Here is a 17,756-nt window from a genome sequence, read left to right on the forward strand (position 1 = left end):
TGACCGGGTACTGGTGGATGGCCAAGGATCGCCGCCATGCCCAGAAGCAGTACGCGCACGAGTTCCAGACGCAGCCGTTCCCGGCGGGTGGGTGAGAGTGCCTACGGGGTGCTGCTCGTCGCCCGGATGGGGTTGATGGGGCTGCTGGCGTTGCTCCTGCTGGTGGCGGGTGTGTGGACGTCGTGGGGTACGGCGCAGTACGCGATGCTCGTCAAGGGGCGGGAGCGCGGTGCGATGACGGTGTCGGCGTGTGCGGGTGAGCGGTGCACGGGTCCGTTTGTGCCCGAGGGGGAGGGTCGGGGGTCCCGGAAGGTGTCGATCGCGCAGGCGGCGGCGCCGGAGAAGGGTGAGCGGGTCGAGGTGGTGCTCAAGCCGGGTTCGTCGCATGCGGTGCGGTCGGGGCCGGCGGGGGTGTTGCATGCGTGGGTGCCGTTCGCGGGGTCGTTGTTGCTGGCGGCGCTGGTGGTGGCCGGGGGGATGCGGATGCGGCGTACGGCGTGGGTGATGGGTTTGTTGGGGGCGGTGTTGCTGGGGGCGGCGTTCGCCGCGATGTAGGGCGTGTGACGTGGCGACGACGGCGGCCGGCTCCTCGGGTGAGGGGCCGGCCGCCGTCGTGTGTGCGGGGTGGGGTCAGCCGGTGTTGCGCAGGCCGGCGGCGACGCCGTTGACGGTGAGCAGCAGTGCGCGGGCCAGCACGGGGTCGGCTTCGTCGCCGCGTTCGGCGGCGGTGCGCTGGCGGTGCAGGAGGGAGACCTGGAGGTAGGAGATCGGGTCGAGGTAGGCGTCGCGGATGTGGAAGGTCTGCTTGAGGACCGGGTTGGAGTCGAGGAGTTCGTTCTCTCCGGTGACGCGCAGGACTTCGGCGACGGTGAGTTCGTGCTCGGCCTTGATGACGTCGAAGACGTGCTTGAGGTCGTCGGGGACGAGGGTGTCGACGTAGTGCTGGGCGATCCGCAGGTCGGTCTTGGCCAGGGTCATCTCGACGTTGGACAGGAAGTTGCGGAAGAAGTGCCAGTGCTCGTGCATCTCGTCGAGGACGGGGTCGAGTCCGGCTTCGCGGGCGGCCTTGAGGCCGGTGCCGACGCCGAACCAGCCGGGGACGATCTGGCGGGACTGGGTCCAGCCGAAGACCCAGGGGATGGCGCGCAGTCCGTCGAGCGAGACGCCCGAGCCGGGGCGGCGGGAGGGCCGCGAGCCCAGGTGCAGGTCGGCGAGCTGGTCGACCGGCGTGGAGGCGAGGAAGTACGTCGGCAGGTCGGGGTCTTCGACGAGACGGCGGTAGGCGCCGTGGGCGGCCTCGGAGACGGTCTCCATGGCCGCGTCCCAGCGGGCCAGTGCCTCGTCGGACTGACGGGGCGCGGTGTGCAGGGCGGACGCCTGGAGGGTGGCGGCGACGGTCAGTTCCAGGTTCTCCCGGGCCAGGGAGGGCACCAGGTACTTGTCGGAGATGACCTCGCCCTGCTCGGTGACCTTGATCTCGCCCTCCAGCGTCCCGTAGGGCTGGGCGAGGATCGCGTCGTGGGAGGGGCCGCCGCCGCGGCCGACGGTGCCGCCGCGGCCGTGGAAGAGGCGCAGTCGTACGCCGTGGCGGTGGGCGACGTCGCGCAGCAGGCGCTGGGCGCGGTGGATCTCCCACTGGGAGGTGGTGATGCCGCCGAACTTGGAGGAGTCCGAGTAGCCGAGCATGACTTCCTGGACGTCGCCGTTGAGGGCGACCAGGCGGCGGTAGGAGGGGTCGGCGAGCATTTCGTCGAGCAGCCGGTCGGCGATCTTGAGCTCGTCGGTGGTCTCCAGCAGCGGGACGATGCCGATCTTGGCCCAGCCTGCGTGCAGGTCGATCAGGCCGGCTTCGCGGGCCAGGACGGCGGCGGCGAAGACGTCGTCGGAGCCCTGGCACATGGAGATGATGTAGGACTCGACGACCTCGGGGCCGAAGGTCTCCTTGGCCTTGCCGATGGTGCGGAAGACGCCGAGGGTCTTGGCTCCGGCCTCGTCGAGGGGCGCCGGGGTGGGGGCCAGGGGGCGGCGGGAGCGCAGTTCCTTGGCGAGGAGCTTGCGGCGGTAGTCGCGCGGCATGTCCACGTAGCGCCAGGACTCCTCGCCGAGGCGGTCGAAGAGCTGGCCGAGGGCGTGGTGGTGGGCGTCGGCGTGTTCGCGGACGTCCATGGTGGCGAGCTGCAGGCCGAAGGCGCCGATGGTGCGGATGGTGCGTTCGAGGCGGCCGTCGGCGACCAGGCCGCCGCGGTGTGCGCGCAGCGAGGTCTGGATGAGGGTGAGGTCGTCGAGGAGCTCGGCGGTGCCGAGGTAGTCGCGGCCGGGGACGTGGGGGGTGTCACCGGCGAGGCGGTCGCGGGTGTTGACGAGCTTCTGCCGGATGCAGGTGGCCTTGAGGCGGTAGGGCTCTTCGCTGTTCAGGCGCTTGTAGCGGGGGCTGATCTCGGGGAGGAGTTCGAGGTCGTGCTGGAGGGAGGCCAGCAGCTCGTCGGTGGCGCCGCAGTTGCGGATGGAGTTCGACAGGGCGCCGCGCAGCTCGTCGACGTGTTCGAGGGCGTCGGTGATGCCGTGCTCGTGCTGGAGGATCAGGACGTCCCAGGTGACCTGGGGGGTGACGTTGGGGTTGCCGTCGCGGTCGCCGCCGATCCAGGTGCCGAAGGTGAGCGGGCGGGTGCCGGGGGGCAGCTCGGTGCCGGCGCGCTCCAGCTCGGCGGCGAGGTCTTCGAGGACGTCGCCGACGGCGCCGCGGCCCAGCTCGTCGAGGTAGTAGATGGCGTTGCGGGCTTCGTCGGTCGGCTCGGGGCGGGCGACGCGCAGCTCGTCGGTCTGCCAGATGAGGTCGATGTTCTCGGCCAGGCGCAGGTCGGCGCGGCGGCGCTCGGTGGCGTCGGTGCGGTCGAGGAGTTCGGCGACCTTGCGGAGCTTGGTGAGGACGGAGCGGCGGGCGGCCTCGGTGGGGTGTGCGGTGAAGACGGGGCGTACGCCGAGGTGGGCCGCGGTCTCGCGGAGGTGCTGGGGGTCGGCGTCCTTGAGCATGTCGGCGGTGCGGGCGAGGATGCCGCCCTCGGCGGCGCGGCGGGCGCGCAGCTCGCGGCCGCGGTGGACCTGCTCGGTGACGTTGGCGAGGTGGAAGTAGGTCGAGAAGGCGCGTACCAGCTTCGCAGCGGTTGCCAGGTCCGTGTCGCCCAGGAGGCGGGCCGCCGCCTCGCCGTCGGAGCGGGTCAGGGCGCGGACCCGCTCGACGAGGTCGAGGAGGTCGGGGCCTTCCTGCCGGACGAGGGTCTCGCCGAGGAGGTCGCCGAGGCGGCGGATGTCGGCGCGCAGGGCGACGTTGTCGCTCGGGCCGGCTTCGGGGCTGTCGGCGGGCGTGATCTCGGCGGGGTTGTTGTCGGCACTGCTCACTGGTGCGGCTCCTTGCGGCATTCAGGGACGTCGCGCCGCGACTCGCGGAGGGGTGGTGGCGGGCGACGGGTGGGCAGGTCTGATGCGGGCGGGTTGCGGACCGCGCTGTCCGACGTTGCCCAGGATAGATCTGCCCGCTGTCAGCGGATCACACCGTCCGATGGGTGGGCATCTGTGGCGGGTGGTGTGGGTGTGAGGCCTGTCACGGCCTTGCCCGTGGCGGTGTCGCTGCCATACTTACGAAACCGTAGGTTACGGTCCCGTAGCCGTAGCCGTGCCCCCGAGCCCCCCGACGAGGGACACCATGACCGCTGGCCCTGAAGCCGTAGAAGAATCACCGATTCCTGCCGGTTCGTCCGTTGATCCGGCCGCCGGTGGCCCGCTGCCGTCCGCGACGCTGGGTGGCGAGCAGCGCAGGTCGCTCGAACAGATCACGCTCCTGCTCTTCATCACCGTCCCGTTCGTGGCGCTGGTGGCCGCGGTGCCGCTGGCCTGGGGCTGGGGGGTGAGCTGGCTGGATCTGGGGCTGATGACCGCGATGTACTACATCGGCTGCCACGGCATCACGATCGGCTTCCACCGCTACTTCACGCATGGCGCCTTCAAGGCGAAGCGCCCGCTGCGGATCGCGCTGGCGATCATGGGGTCGCTGGCGGTGGAGGGTCCGCTGGTGCGCTGGGTGGCCGATCACCGCAAGCACCACAAGTTCTCCGACGCCGAGGGCGACCCGCACTCGCCGTGGCGCTTCGGCGAGACGGTGCCCGCGCTGATGAAGGGCCTGTGGTGGGCCCACATCGGCTGGATGTTCGACGAGGAGCAGACCCCGCAGCACAAGTACGCACCGGACCTGATCAAGGACGATGCGGTCCGGGCGATCTCCCGGCAGTTCGTGGTGTGGACGACGGTGTCGCTGCTGATCCCCCCACTGGTGGGCGGTCTGGTGACGTGGTCCTGGCAGGGCGCGCTGACCGCGTTCTTCTGGGGCTCGCTGGTGCGGGTGGCGCTGCTGCACCACGTGACGTGGTCGATCAACTCCATCTGTCACGCCGTGGGCAAGCGCCCGTTCAAGTCCCGCGACAGGTCCGGCAACGTCTGGTGGCTGGCGGTGCTGTCCTGTGGCGAGTCCTGGCACAACCTGCACCACGCGGACCCGACGTGCGCCCGGCACGGTGTGCTGAAGGGGCAGCTGGACTCCAGCGCCCGGCTGATCCGCTGGTTCGAGAAGGCGGGCTGGGCGTACGACGTGCGGTGGCCGAACGCCTCGCGCATCGACGCCCGGCGCAAGGAGATGGCCGCCGGGGGTACCTCCCCTCGGTAGTCGAGGAAGGCATGATTGACGGGTGGCGATCGACAACAGCAGCAGTACGAGCAGCAACAAGGGCAAGCCTTCGGCGTCTGCGGGCACCCGGCGTGCCCGCAGGGTGCGGATGACCGGTGCGGAGCGCCGGCAGCAGCTGCTGGACATCGGTCGCACGCTCTTCGCCGAGCGCGGCTTCGAGGGCACGTCGGTCGAGGAGATCGCGGCCAAGGCCGGCGTCTCCAAGCCGGTGGTCTATGAGCACTTCGGCGGCAAGGAGGGGCTGTACGCGGTGGTCGTGGACCGCGAGATGCGCCAGCTGCTGGACATGGTGACCGGCGCGTTGACCGCCGGCCACCCCCGTGAGCTGCTCGAACAGGCGGCTTTTGCGCTCCTGGACTACATCGAGACCTTCACCGACGGCTTCCGCATCCTGGTCCGCGACTCCCCCGTCGCCCAGTCCACGGGTACGTTCGCCTCCCTCATCAGCGATATCGCCACCCAGGTCGAGGACATCCTGGGCCTGGAGTTCAAGGCCCGTGGCTTCGACCCGAAACTGGCCCCGCTCTACGCCCAGGCGCTGGTCGGCATGGTCGCCCTGACCGGCCAGTGGTGGGTGGACACCCGCAAACCGAAGAAGGCCGAGGTGGCGGCCCACCTGGTGAACCTGGCCTGGCACGGCCTGGGCAACCTGGAGGCGAAGCCGCGGTTGATAGGGCATCGCAAGAACTGAGGTCTCCCCGCGCCGCCGAGGCCGGTGAGCACGGTGGGGGATCTCGGGGGAGGTCGCAGGAGGGGCGGGGGTCAGCCGGTCCGTTTCTGGGCGACGGCGAAGATGCGGCGGAAGGGGAAGACCGTGCCGTGCCGGCCCGTGGGGTAGGCCTTGCGGAGGGCGTCGCGGTATTCGGCGAGGAACGCCTCGCGGGCGAGCGGGTCGTTCTCCAGTTCCGTCAGGACGGGGCGCAGGGCGGTGCCCTTGACCCAGTCGAGGACCGGGTCGTCGCCTTCCAGGAGCTGGACGTAGGTCGTCTCCCACACGTCGGTGGTGCAGCCGAGGTCGGTGAGGCGCTCGAGGTATTCGGCGGGCTCCAGGATGTGGACGAAGCGCCGGCCGTGGGTGGGGAGGCGTTCGCGCCACTGGGGGCTGTCGCACAGTTCGCCGAGCAGGGCGTGGCTGGGCGAGGTGAAGTTGCCGGGGACCTGGAAGGCGAAGGTGCCGCCGGGGGTGAGGGCGTCGACCCAGCGGGCGAAGGAGTCCGGGTGGTTGGGGACCCACTGCAGTGCCGCGTTGGAGACGATCAGGTCGTAGGGCTCGTCGGGAGTCCAGTCGGCGGCGTCGGCGGGCGCGAAGTCGAGGTGGCCGCCGCCCGGGGTGGGGCCGGCGTGGCTCTCGGCTTCCTTGAGCATCTCCGGGGAGTTGTCGTATCCGGTGATGTGCGCGTCGGTCCAGCGGGTGGTGAGCTGGACGGTGACGTTGCCCGGTCCGCAGCCCAGGTCGGCGATCCGGGCGGGGCGTTGCCGCCGGGGGAGTTCCGGGATCCGCGCGAGCAGGTCGTGGAAGGGGCGGGTACGGTGCCCGGAGTGGCGGAGGTATTGCTGCGGATCCCAGATGGGCGCGTCGTGCATGTTCTGAACCCCTTTGCTGGTGCAGGGCCGACTCAAAGCTGGCACGGTCTGGTTCGGGCCGTCTCGGCTGGAAACCGAGCCTCCGCCGACGATGCCCCATAGTCCAGCGAAATATATCTTGACGTCAAGAGACTTCATGTCGACAGACCCTCTACACTGATCGTCATGGAGGACGAGGTCGACCGACTGGTCGCTGCATGGCGCCGTGAGCGCCCGGACCTCGACGTGGAACCGCTCGAGGTCCTCAGCCGCGTCTCCCGGCTGGCCAGACACCTCGACCGGGCTCGCCGCATCGCGTTCGCCGAGGTGGGGCTGGAGCCCTGGGAGTTCGACGTGCTGACCGCGCTGCGCCGGGCCGGGGCGCCGTATCAGCTCTCCCCCGGCGCGCTGCTGACGCAGACGCTGGTCACGTCCGGGACGATGACCAACCGCATCGACCGGCTGGCCAAGAAGGACCTCGTCGAGCGGCTGCCGGACCCCAGCGACCGGCGGGGAGTGCTGGTCAGGCTGACCGCCGAGGGCCGCGACAAGGCCGACCAGTCGCTGGCCGGACTGCTGGTCCAGGAGCGTGCCATTCTCGCCGAACTCTCCCGCCAGCAGCGCGGCGAACTGGCCGGACTGCTGAGGCGGTTGACCGGCCCGTTCGACAACACCCCCGCATAGCGCGCGGCGACGGCGCAGGGTGGGCACGCACCGGCGGGCGGCGGCGCCCGGCGGGCTTCCGGGCCGGAGGTCCGCCGACTTTCCGAGGTGGGTGAGGGGCGCGCGCTCCCGGGCATACGGCGCGGGCGCTCGCGTCCGAGGTGGCAGAGTCGGAGGCACACACCTCCGGGAGGGATCTACGACGGCGCGCGACAGACTGTTACGCGCCATATATGACGGCGCACAAGCATCTAAAGAGCGCCCCCTGAATTGACGCGCGCCCCTCTCGTACCACGTCCCCTTGCCCACCACTCGCCTTGTGCACTTGGATCGCGCCATGAGCCAGCAGCGACCACCGCACCCGCCGAGCGGCCCGTACGGCAAGCGGTTCGAGGGCCGCACGGTCCTGGTGACCGGGGCCGCCGCCGGGATCGGGGCGGCCATCGCCGACCGGCTGGCCGCCGAGGGCGCCGGCGTACTGCTGCTGGACATCGACGACGCACGCGGCGAGCACCTCGCACGGCGCATCAGGGCGGCCGGCGGCCGGGCCTCGTACGAGCACTGCGATGTGGCGGACGAGGCCCACTGGCAGCGGGCGGCGAAGGCCGCACGGCAGCGCTACGGCCCGGTGGACGGGCTGGTCAGCAACGCCTTCCTGCCCCATGTGGCGGCCGCCGACGCCACCTCGCTCGCGGAGTGGGACCGGCAGCTCGCGGTAAACCTGACCGGCTCCTTCCTCGGCGTCCGCGCCACCCTTGAGGACCTGCGAGAACGCCACGGCGCGGTGGTGCTGACCTCGTCCGTGCACGCGCTGGTGGGCCTGCCGGGGCGGCCCGCGTACGCGGCGGCCAAGGCCGGGCTGACCGGGCTGGGGCGGCAGCTGGCGGTCGAGTACGGGCCGCAGGTGCGGGTCAACAGCGTGCTGCCGGGCCCGGTGCTCACGGCGGCCTGGGACGGCATCGGCGAGGCGCAGCGGCAGGCCAGCGCCGCGGAGACGGCGGCGCGGCGGCTGGGGCGGCCCGAGGAGGTCGCCGCCGCCATCGCCTTCCTGCTCTCCGACGAGGCGTCCTTCGTCACCGGCGCGAGCCTCGTCGTCGACGGCGGCTGGAGCGTGTACAAGAACTCGTCATGAGCGGGGCCCGCCGACGGCGGCCCGCGACGCCCCGTCCGAGCTTCGATCCGTAGGGGGATCCATGGGCATCCAATTCGGCGGCGACTACAACCCCGAGCAGTGGCCCGAGGAGGTGTGGGCCGAGGACCTGAAGCTGATGAAGGCGGCCCACGTCACCATGGTCACCGCCGGGATCTTCTCCTGGGCGAGGGTCGAACCCCGGCCCGGGCAGTGGGACTTCGGCTGGTTCGACCGGGTCATGGACAACCTGGCCGGCGCCGGGATCGCCGTCTGCCTGGCGACGATGACCGCCTCACCACCGCCCTGGCTCTCCCACGCGCACCCCGAGATCCTGCCCGAGGGCCCCGACGGGCAGCGCCGCTGGCCCGGAGGCCGGCAGCACTACTGCCCCTCCAGCCCCGTCTACCGCGCGCACGCCGTACGGCTCGTCGAGCAGCTCGCCACCCGCTACGCCGGCCACCCCGCGCTCGCCATGTGGCACATCGGCAACGAGTACGGCTGCCACACCCGCCAGTGCTACTGCGCGGTGTCCGCCGCGGACTTCCGGCGCTGGCTGCGCGAGCGCTACGAAAGCGTGACGGCGCTCAACGCCGCCTGGTCGACGGCCTTCTGGTCGCAGGGCTACGGCGACTTCGACGAGGTGCTGCCGCCCCGCACCGCGCCCACCTTCCCCAATCCCGCGCAGCAGCTGGACTATCTGCGCTTCGGCGACGAGGCGCTGCGCGCCTGCTACCTCGCCGAGAAGGAGGTGCTCAACCGGCTGACGCCCGAGGTCCCGGTCACCACCAACCTGATGCCGCAGCACAAACCGGTCGACGCGTTCGCCTGGTCGGCGCACATGGACGCGATGGCGCTGGACTTCTACCAGGACCCCTACGCCGGTGACGACCACGTCCGGGCCGGCTACGTCTTCGACCTGATGCGCTCGGCGCGCTCCGGGCAGCCCTGGATGCTGCTCGAACAGGCACCCAGCGCGGTCAACTGGCGGCCCCGCAACGGCCCCAAGCCGCCCGGGGCGATGCGACTGTGGAGCTGGCAGGCCGTCGCCCAGGGCGCGGACGCGGTGCTGTTCTTCCAGTGGCGGCAGTCCCTGGGCGGCGCGGAGAAGTTCCACTCGGCGATGCTGCCGCACGGCGGGACCGATACCCGGATCTTCCGCGAAGTGACCGAACTGGGCCGGGAGTTGGCATCGCTCGCGGGCATCGAGGGAACCCGTTCGCGGGCCGAGGTGGCGCTGCTGGCGGACTGGCACAGCTGGTGGGCGCTGGAGCTGGACTCCAAGCCGTCGACCGCGCTGGAGCACTCCCGGATCGCGCTGGAGCACTACCGGCCGCTGTTCGAGGCGGGCGTGGCCTGCGACGTGGTGCCGCCGCAGCGGGAGCTGAACGGCTACCGGCTGGTCGTGGTGCCCAATCTGTATCTGCTGACCGCGCGCGACGCCGAGCGGCTGACGGCGTATGTACGCGACGGCGGCCGGCTGGTGGTGTCGTTCTTCTCCGGGATCGTCGACGAGCACGACCGGGTGCACCCCGGCGGCGCTCCGGCGCCGCTGCGGGAGCTGCTGGGGCTGCGGGTGGAGGAGTTCTGGCCGCTGGACGCGGGCCGTACGGTGGCGGTCGAGGGGGCCTACGCGGGGCGGGCCGACCTGTGGTCGGAGGCCGTCGACCTCGAAGGGGCCGAGGCGCTCGCCCGCTTCGCGGACGGGGACCTCGCCGGGCGGCCCGCGCTGACCCGGCACACCTACGGGCGGGGCACCGTCTGGTACCTCGGCACCCGGCCCGAACCGGTGCTGATGCGGGCGCTGCTGGACGACGTACGCCGGGCGGCCGGCGTGGCACCGGTGGTGCCGGGGCTGCCGGCCGGCGTCCAGGCCACCGTCCGTGAGGGCGCCGGCGGGCGGTATCTGTTCCTGCTCAACCACGGCACGGACACCGTGGAGGTGGGGCTGCCGGAGCCGATGCGCGAGGCGCTGGCGGCGGACGGCGCGCGGGGCGGCACCGTCGACCGGGTCACGCTGGCGGCCCGGGGCGTGGCCGTACTGACCGACGACTGAGGCCACGCCCGGCCGCGGCCTCAGGGCACCGGCACCGAGGCCGCGGCCGCTGCCTCCAGCTCGACCGGGCCCACTCCGGCCCGGCGGGCCAGCGCCACCGCCGCGAGGGTCGAGTGCACGCCGAGCTTGCCGAGCACGTTCTGCATGTGGGTACGGACCGTGTGCGGGGAGAGGAACAGCCGCTCGGCGACCGCCTTGCGCCCCAGGCCCGCCACCATGCAGCGCAGCACCTCGCGCTCACGCGGCGTCAGCGACTCCACCAGCCGCTCGCTCTCCGAGCGGTGCTTGCGGGCGGCCGTCAGCTCGCGCAGTACTCCCGTCAGCAGGGCCGGCGGAAGATGCGTTTCATCACGCAGGACGCCGCGGATCACGGCGAGCAGCCGGGAGAGCGAGCAGTCCTTGGCGACCCAGCCCGAGGCGCCGGCCTGCAGGGCGGCGGCCGCGCGGCGCGGGTCGTCGCGGTCGGCGAGGACGACCGTGCGCAGGTACGGGTGGCTGGTGCGCAGGCCGGAGACGAGCGCGATGCCGTCGCGCGGGCAGCTGCGCGGGACGGTGTCGCGGGCCGGTCCCGGCGCCTGCGCGGGCACCGCGAGGAGCGGTGCGGCGAGGTCGGCGTCGGCCAGCACCACGTCGAACCGGCGGCCTTCGGTGGCCGCCCGGTCCAGATTGCGCAGGGCCGCGGGCGCGCTGCCGGCGGCCGCGACGTCCACGTCCTGTTCCGCGGCGAGCGCGGCTGCCAGGGATTCGGCGAAGATGCGGTGGTCGTCGACCACCAGAACCCGGATGCGTTGCACAGAGACCCCCTGTCTCGGTGAACGGACCATAGCGGGCACGACGCCCGGATTGAAGATCGCCTCAGCCGCACGGCCGCCGCCGTGCGGGCATGGCTACCCCCACCCGGGGCGTCGTACCCGAAACGGTCTCGCCCCCCTGATCGGCACCGGCCCCCACCGGCGCAGGATCTCAGAGTACGGACGGGGTGCGACAAGGGAAGGTGATTGGCGAAACTGCTCCCGCGCCCGGGCCATTTGGCCGTCACGCGTTGGCCGCACGCCGTCCGGCGCGCCCTACTTGACGCGGCGCGCTCCCGCGCTCGGGACGGCCTCGAAGATCCGTGGCGCGGTGTGCCCGGCGGCCGCGAAGGCCTCGGTGACCGCCGCGCCGACGGTGGCCGCGGCCGCCTCCTCGACCAGCACGATCGCCGAGCCGCCGAACCCGCCGCCGGTCATCCGGGCCCCGAGGGCGCCGGCCGCGTTGGCGGTGTCGACGGCGAGGTCGAGTTCCCGGCAGGAGATCTTGAAGTCGTCGCGGAGCGAGGCGTGGCCGGCGGTCAGCAGCGGCCCGATGGCGCGGGTGCGGCCGGCGTCCAGGCAGGCGACGACCGCTTCGACGCGCTGGTTCTCGGTGACGATATGCCGTACGAGGGCCTGGACGGCGGGCTCGTCGGCCAGTTTCGCCAGCGCCTCGGGCAGTTGTGCGTAGGGCACATCACGCAGTGCGCGCACCCCGAGCGCCCGCGCGCCACGCTCACAGCCAGCGCGCCGCTCGGCGTACGCGCCGTCGCCCAGCTCGTGCTTGACCCGGGTGTCGACCACCATCAGGCGCAGCCCCTCCCCCGCCAGGTCGAAGGGGACCTGGCGGCGGGTGAGGTCACGGGTGTCCAGGAACAGCGCGTGTCCCTCGGTGCAGCAGGCCGCGGCGGTCTGGTCCATGATCCCGCAGGGGACGCCGACGAAGGCGTTCTCGGCCCGCTGGGCGAGCCGGGCCTGGTCCTGCGGGGGCAGGTCGAGGCCGTAGAGGTCGTTGAGCGCGCGGACGGTGGCGATCTCCAGGGCTGCGGACGAGGAGAGCCCGGCGCCGGTGGGCACCGTGCTGTCGTAGTGCAGGTCCGCGCCGCCGACGGGCAGGCCCTCCTCGCGCATCGCCCAGACGACGCCCGCCGGGTAGGCGGCCCAGCCGGCCTGGGGCGCCGGGCGCAGGGCGTCGATGCGCAGCTCGACGATCCCGCCGTCGGCGCCGCCGGAGTGCAGCCGCAGCACCCCGTCGGTGCGGGGTGCCGCGGCGGCGAGGGTGGTGTGCGGGAGGGCCAGCGGCATCACGAAGCCGTCGTTGTAGTCGGTGTGTTCACCGATCAGGTTGACGCGGCCGGGGGCGGCCCAGACGCCCTTGGGCTCGGTGCCGTATACCTCGCCGAACGCCACCGTCGTCCGGGGTGCGCCGTGCGCCGTCTGTGTCACGAACCTTCGTCCTTTCTGGCTGCCGTCGGGGCTCGCCCCGCACCCGGGTCCTCAGTCGCCGGACGGGCCGGACTGCGACTGCGCGAACGCCCAGGCGTCCGCGACGATCCCCGCGAGGTCGGCGCGGCTGGGCCGCCAGCCGAGCCGGTCGACGGCGGTCTGCGCGGAGGCCACCAGGACGGCGGGGTCGCCGCCGCGGCGCGGGGCGGTGATCTCGGGGATCGGGTGGCCGGTGACCTTGCGGACGGTCTCGATGACCTCGCGGACCGAGAAGCCGTTGCCGTTGCCGAGGTTGCAGATCAGGTGCTCGCCCGAGGTGGCCGCGTCCAGAGCCAGCAGATGCGCCTCGGCCAGGTCCGCGACGTGGATGTAGTCGCGCACGCAGGTGCCGTCGGGGGTGGGGTAGTCGTCGCCGAAGACGGAGATCGCCTCGCGCCTGCCCTGGGCGACCTGGAGGACGAGGGGGATCAGGTGCGACTCGGGGTCGTGGCGCTCGCCGCAGCTGCCGTAGGCGCCGGCGACGTTGAAGTAGCGCAGCGAGACGGCGGCCAGGCCGTGTGCCGCGGCCTCGCCGCTGATCATGTGGTCGACGGCGAGCTTGCTCGCGCCGTACGGCGAGGTCGGGGCGGTCGGGTCGGTCTCGGTGATCGGGGTGCTCACCGGCTCGCCGTAGGTCGCCGCGGTGGAGGAGAACACCAGCCTGCGGACGCCGGCGTCGCGCATGGCGGCGAGCAGGTCCATGGTGCCGCCGACGTTGTTGCGCCAGTACTTCTCGGGGTCGGTGACCGACTCGCCGACCTGCGAGAACGCGGCGAAGTGCAGCACCGCGTCGAAGGAGGCGTCGAGCCACTTGGCGGCGTCCTGGATACGGCCCTCGATGAAGTGCGCGCCCTCGGGGACGCCCACGCGGTGGCCGGTGGACAGGTCGTCCAGCACGGTCACCTCGTGGCCGGCCTCCAGAAGATGTGCGGCAACGACGCTGCCGACATATCCCGCCCCACCCGTGACCAGGTACTTCTTGCTCACTCGCTCGCTACCTCTCGCAGTCGCTCGGCCGCGGCCTCCGGCGGCACGTCGTTGATGAACACGTTCATGCCGGATTCGGAACCCGCGAGGAACTTCAGCTTGCCGGAAGTGCGGCGAATGGTGAAAAGCTCGAGGTGGAGCGCGAAGTCCTCGCGCGCCTCGGCGTGCAGTGGCGCCTGGTGCCAGGCGGCGATGTACGGCGTCGGTGCGCCGCCGTCCGCGGGGTCGAAGATCCGGTCGAAGCGCCGCAGGACTTCCAGATAGACCTGGGGGAACTCCGTGCGCGCGGCCTCGTCGAGGGCGAGCAGGTCGGGGACCCGGCGCCTGGGGTAGAGGTGCACCTCGTAGGGCCAGTGGGCGGCGTAGGGCACGAAGACCACCCAGTGTTCGCCTTCGAGGACGATCCGGCGGCCGTCGGCGAGTTCGTCGGCGAGGACGTCGTCGAAGAGGTTGCCCCCGGTGACCTCGCGGTGGTCGGCGAGCGCGCGCAGCATCCGCTCGGTGCGCGGGGTGGTGAAGGGGTAGGCGTAGATCTGGCCGTGCGGATGGCCGAGGGTGACGCCGATCTCCGCGCCGCGGTTCTCGAAGCAGAAGACCTGTTCCACGCCCGGGAGTTGGGAGAGCTCGGCGGTGCGGTCGGTCCAGGCGGCCAGGACCAGGGCGGCCTGCTCCTCGGTGAGGTCGGCGAAGGAGGCGTCGTGGTCGGAGGTGAAGCAGACGACCTCGCAGCGGCCGCTGCCGCCGGCGAGGGAGGGGAAGCGGTTCTCGAAGACCGCGACGTCGTAGTCGGCGGCGGGGATCTCGGAGTGCCGGCCGTCGCGGGAGGGGCACAGCGGGCACGCGTCGGCCGGGGGGTGGTAGGTGCGGGCCTGGCGGTGGGAGGCGATGGCGACGAAGTCGCCGAGGAGGCGGTCGTGGCGGATCTCGGAGGAGGTGGCGACGGGGTCGAGGGGACGCTGGTCGACGGTGTCGCGCACCGCGTCGTCGCGGGCGTCGTAGTAGATCAGCTCCCGCCCGTCCGCGAGCCGGGTCGTCGTCTTCTTCACCGGGAGCTCCTCACACACCACACGCCGACCAAACACAAACAAACACAATGAAGCACAACTAAACAGATGCGTCAACGCGGGGCCGTCGCGGCCGACGGCCCGCAAATGCACGGGGCATACCGCCCGGGCCCATCACGATCCAACAACTCAACCGAACAAAAGTATTCAGTTTCTGACCGCCCGGGCGTAGCTTTCTGTGCGTTCTGGTCGCGCAAAGAAGCGAGTACCCACCATGATCACCCTGGCCGAAGGGCTACGACTGCCCACCAACGGGCTCGACTACACGATCCTGGCCCTCTACTTCGTCGTCGTCCTCGGCATCGGATTCGCCGCCAGGCGCAGCGTGAGGACGAGCCTGGACTTCTTCCTCTCCGGGCGGTCGCTGCCCGCCTGGGTCACCGGCCTGGCCTTCGTCGCCGCCAACCTCGGCGCCACCGAGATCCTCGGCATGGCCGCCAACGGCGCGCAGTACGGGGCCTACACCGTCCACTGGTACTGGATCGGCGCCATCCCCGCCATGGTCTTCCTCGGCCTGGTGATGATGCCCTTCTACTACGGCTCCAAGGTCCGCTCGGTGCCCGAGTTCCTGCTGCACCGCTTCGGCCCCTCCTCGCACCTGCTGTCATCGGTCATCTTCGCCGTCTCCTCGGTGCTGATCGCGGGCGTGAACCTGTACGCCATGGCGATCGTGCTGGAAGCGCTGCTGGGCTGGCCCGAGTGGGTCGCGATCGTCGTCGCCGGCTTCTTCGTCCTGGCCTACATCACCATCGGCGGGCTGTCCTCGGCGATCTACAACGAGGTGCTGCAGTTCTTCGTCATCCTCGCCGCGCTGATCCCGCTGACCATCGTCGGCCTCAAGCGCGTCGGCGGCTGGGACGGGCTGACCGACTCGCTGACCTCCTCGCACGGCGACGCGTTCCTGACCGCCTGGAAGGGCACCGGCATCGGCGAGGGCAACCCGCTCGGCGCGAACTGGCTCACCATCGTCCTCGGCCTCGGCTTCGTGATGAGCTTCGGCTACTGGACCACCAACTTCGCCGAGGTGCAGCGCGCACTGTCCGCGAAGAACCTCTCCGCCGCCAGGCGCACCCCGCTCATCGCCGCCTTCCCCAAGATCTTCATACCGATGGTGGTGGTCGTACCCGGCCTGATCGCGCTGGTCATGGAGCCGACGCTGGGCAAGTCCAAGGACGGACTGCAGTACAACGACGCCATCCCGGTGCTGATGCGCGACCTGCTGCCGAACGGCGTCCTCGGCATCGCGGTGACCGGGCTGCTCGCCGCCTTCATGGCCGGCATGGCCGCCAACGTGTCGTCCTTCAACACGGTCTTCACCAACGACATCTGGGCCGCGTACCTCAAGAAGGGCCGCGAGGACGCGTACTACCTCAAGACCGGACGGGTGGTCACCGCGGTCGGCGTGCTGATCGGCATGGGCACCGCCTTCATCGCCGCGTCCTTCAGCAACATCATGAACTACCTCCAGACGCTGTTCTCCTTCTTCAACGTGCCGCTGTTCGTCGTCTTCATCATCGGCATGTTCTGGAAGCGGACCAGCGCCGCGGCCGGCTTCTGGGGACTGCTCTCCGGAACCGCGGCCGCGATGGTCAACTACTTCTGGCTCTACAAGCAGGGCGTCATCTCGATCCCCTCCGACCAGGGCGCCAACTTCGTCTCCTCGATCGTCGCCTTCGTCGTCGGCGCGCTGGTGATGTTCGCGGTCACCCTGGCCACCAGGCCCAAGCCCGCCGAGTCGCTGGCCGGCCTGGTCTACGGCACCCTCCCCCAGTCGAGGCTTCGCTCGACCGGGGGGACCCCCATCCCCGGCATGGAAGAGCTCCCGGCCGAGGGCGACGACGCCTGGTACCGCAAGCCCGCCCTGCTGGGCTGGGGAGCGATCGTCCTCGCCGCCGTCTGCTACATCCCGTTCTCCTTCTAAAAGCCGCCCGCACCTGCCCGAACAGCGGAGTTGACCCACCATGAGTGACTACCAGCACGAGGTCGAGGAGCTGGAGCGCGCATCGGCGACCGCCGCGCGACTCTTCGACGTACGGCGCATCATCGGCGGCCTGTTCGTCGTCTACGGCGTGATCGTCACCATCGCCGGCCTGATGGCCGACGACGCGGACCTGAAGAAGGCCCAGGACATCAACATCAACCTCTGGACCGGCCTGGGCATGCTCGCCCTCGGCCTGTTCTTCCTCGTGTGGCTGAAGCTGCGCCCGGCCGTCCCGCCGGCCGCGGCCGAGTCGGCGGACGGCACCGGGGAAGAACCCTCCGGGGGCTGAGGCCGCCTACCGCGGCGGCGGGACCTGCTCACCGGCTCCCGCCGCCGTCGCCGAGGTGCCCCGGCCGCCGCCCGCCCGGTCCAGCAGCCCGGTGCGCGCCGCCAGCGCGGCGGCCTCCAGCCGGGAGCCCACCTCCAGCTTCATCAGCACCCGCTGGACGTGGGTACGCGCGGTACTCGGCGCGATGTCCATCCCGGCCGCGATCAGCCGGGTGTCCTCGCCCTCCGCGACCCGCATCAGCACTTCCACCTCGCGCGGGGTGAGCAGCTCCAGCAGCCGCGCGCCCTCGTCGTCCGGCTGCGCCGCGGGGTGCAGCAGCTCCTCGAAGGCCTGCTGCAGCAGCTGCGGCGAGACCGCCGACTCCCCCGCCCGCGCCTTCATCATGGCGCGCTCCACGCCCTCGATCCGCTCGTCGTTGCGCACGTACCCCGAGGCCCCGGCCGCGAAGGCGGCGGCGATACCGCGCGGGCTGGGCACCGGCCCCAGCACCACCACCGCGACCTGCGGCCGCTCCTTCTTGATCCGCACCACCGGGTCGAAGGCACCCGGCTCCGCCGGCTGGGCGGTACCCAGCAGGCACACCTCCGGCGCCCGGCTCACCACCAGGTCCGCGGCCCCCGCGCTCGGCGCGGCGGCGGCCAGCACACGGTGTCCGCGCAGCTTCAACGCCGAGGCGAGCGCCTCCGCGAGCAGACGGTGATCGTCGACCACCATGAGCCGCACGCCCATCGAGCAACCCCTCCACTTCGGCGGCCCCGGCGCGGCCCCGGCCGGGCCGCTCGTCCCCGGGAAGCTACACGCTCAGATCGCCGAGCGCGCCCACTACCGGGGAGAAGACCCCCGGAATGCTGGAATCCCGGCCAATCGGGGCCGATTGCCGCCCTCACGCGCCGGCCGATTGCCGCCGCACCGGGACCGCCAACTGCCGCCGCCGCGGGCGGCGTCGGGGCCAGGGGGGCACCTCTGACCACACCCCGGGGAACACCTCCCCCCGGGAATACCTCCCGCCCCCA

The 17,756-nt window shown here is 71.7% G+C and carries 15 protein-coding genes; 8 read left to right on the forward strand and 7 right to left on the reverse strand.

Features of this window, described 5'->3' with window-relative positions; translation table 11 throughout:
- The first annotated feature begins 36 nt into the window (after positions 1 to 36).
- On the forward strand, positions 37 to 555 hold the full coding sequence (locus ACFWZH_RS34010; protein WP_384440314.1) for a hypothetical protein: 519 nt from the start codon (positions 37 to 39) through the stop codon (positions 553 to 555).
- A gap of 75 nt (positions 556 to 630) precedes the next feature.
- Here ACFWZH_RS34010 and ppc read toward each other — a convergent pair whose 3' ends face one another.
- Positions 631 to 3,396, reverse strand: a complete 2,766-nt coding sequence (gene ppc, locus ACFWZH_RS34015; RefSeq protein ID WP_384440317.1) for a phosphoenolpyruvate carboxylase — start codon at positions 3,394 to 3,396, stop codon at positions 631 to 633.
- Positions 3,397 to 3,700: 304 nt separating this feature from the next.
- Here ppc and ACFWZH_RS34020 point away from each other — a divergent pair, with 304 nt between their 5' ends.
- On the forward strand, positions 3,701 to 4,714 hold the full coding sequence (locus ACFWZH_RS34020; protein ID WP_384440320.1) for an acyl-CoA desaturase: 1,014 nt from the start codon (positions 3,701 to 3,703) through the stop codon (positions 4,712 to 4,714).
- Positions 4,715 to 4,823: 109 nt separating this feature from the next.
- The gene (locus ACFWZH_RS34025; RefSeq protein ID WP_384440393.1) at positions 4,824 to 5,426 is read left to right on the forward strand and encodes a TetR family transcriptional regulator; all 603 of its coding nucleotides are present in this window, start codon (positions 4,824 to 4,826) and stop codon (positions 5,424 to 5,426) included.
- A gap of 71 nt (positions 5,427 to 5,497) precedes the next feature.
- Here ACFWZH_RS34025 and ACFWZH_RS34030 read toward each other — a convergent pair whose 3' ends face one another.
- Positions 5,498 to 6,319, reverse strand: a complete 822-nt coding sequence (locus ACFWZH_RS34030) for a trans-aconitate 2-methyltransferase (RefSeq protein ID WP_384440323.1) — start codon at positions 6,317 to 6,319, stop codon at positions 5,498 to 5,500.
- Positions 6,320 to 6,484: 165 nt separating this feature from the next.
- Here ACFWZH_RS34030 and ACFWZH_RS34035 point away from each other — a divergent pair, with 165 nt between their 5' ends.
- From ACFWZH_RS34035 to ACFWZH_RS34045, 3 genes are all read left to right on the forward strand, one after another.
- Complete coding sequence (locus ACFWZH_RS34035) at positions 6,485 to 6,982, forward strand: MarR family winged helix-turn-helix transcriptional regulator (protein WP_384440326.1); 498 nt, start codon at positions 6,485 to 6,487, stop codon at positions 6,980 to 6,982.
- A gap of 316 nt (positions 6,983 to 7,298) precedes the next feature.
- Complete coding sequence (locus ACFWZH_RS34040; protein WP_384440329.1) at positions 7,299 to 8,093, forward strand: SDR family NAD(P)-dependent oxidoreductase; 795 nt, start codon at positions 7,299 to 7,301, stop codon at positions 8,091 to 8,093.
- Between the two features lie 61 nt (positions 8,094 to 8,154).
- On the forward strand, positions 8,155 to 10,146 hold the full coding sequence (locus ACFWZH_RS34045) for a beta-galactosidase (RefSeq protein ID WP_384440332.1): 1,992 nt from the start codon (positions 8,155 to 8,157) through the stop codon (positions 10,144 to 10,146).
- A 20-nt stretch (positions 10,147 to 10,166) separates the two neighbouring features.
- On the opposite strand, the gene ACFWZH_RS34050 is transcribed toward ACFWZH_RS34045, so the two are convergent.
- From ACFWZH_RS34050 to galT, 4 genes are all read right to left on the reverse strand, one after another.
- Positions 10,167 to 10,940 (reverse strand): LuxR C-terminal-related transcriptional regulator, encoded by a 774-nt coding sequence (locus ACFWZH_RS34050; protein ID WP_384440335.1) that lies wholly within the window; start codon positions 10,938 to 10,940, stop codon positions 10,167 to 10,169.
- 273 nt (positions 10,941 to 11,213) lie between these two features.
- Positions 11,214 to 12,383, reverse strand: a complete 1,170-nt coding sequence (gene galK / locus ACFWZH_RS34055; protein ID WP_384440338.1) for a galactokinase — start codon at positions 12,381 to 12,383, stop codon at positions 11,214 to 11,216.
- A 51-nt stretch (positions 12,384 to 12,434) separates the two neighbouring features.
- Positions 12,435 to 13,409 (reverse strand): UDP-glucose 4-epimerase GalE, encoded by a 975-nt coding sequence (gene galE, locus ACFWZH_RS34060; RefSeq protein ID WP_384440341.1) that lies wholly within the window; start codon positions 13,407 to 13,409, stop codon positions 12,435 to 12,437.
- The gene (gene galT, locus ACFWZH_RS34065; protein ID WP_384440344.1) at positions 13,406 to 14,455 is read right to left on the reverse strand and encodes a galactose-1-phosphate uridylyltransferase; all 1,050 of its coding nucleotides are present in this window, start codon (positions 14,453 to 14,455) and stop codon (positions 13,406 to 13,408) included. Before galT ends, galE begins: the two co-directional genes overlap by 4 nt.
- Before the next feature lie 232 nt (positions 14,456 to 14,687).
- Here galT and ACFWZH_RS34070 point away from each other — a divergent pair, with 232 nt between their 5' ends.
- Together ACFWZH_RS34070 and ACFWZH_RS34075 are read left to right on the forward strand one after the other, a co-directional pair.
- On the forward strand, positions 14,688 to 16,394 hold the full coding sequence (locus ACFWZH_RS34070) for a sodium:solute symporter family protein (RefSeq protein WP_384440346.1): 1,707 nt from the start codon (positions 14,688 to 14,690) through the stop codon (positions 16,392 to 16,394).
- A gap of 40 nt (positions 16,395 to 16,434) precedes the next feature.
- Entirely contained in the window at positions 16,435 to 16,743 is a 309-nt protein-coding gene (locus ACFWZH_RS34075) for a hypothetical protein (protein WP_384440348.1), read from the forward strand.
- Positions 16,744 to 16,749: 6 nt separating this feature from the next.
- On the opposite strand, the gene ACFWZH_RS34080 is transcribed toward ACFWZH_RS34075, so the two are convergent.
- Positions 16,750 to 17,472 (reverse strand): response regulator transcription factor, encoded by a 723-nt coding sequence (locus tag ACFWZH_RS34080; protein ID WP_384440350.1) that lies wholly within the window; start codon positions 17,470 to 17,472, stop codon positions 16,750 to 16,752.
- Between the last annotated feature and the right edge of the window lie 284 nt (positions 17,473 to 17,756).

The organism is Streptomyces sp. NPDC059008 (assembly GCF_042749045.1).
Taxonomy (GTDB): domain Bacteria; phylum Actinomycetota; class Actinomycetes; order Streptomycetales; family Streptomycetaceae; genus Streptomyces.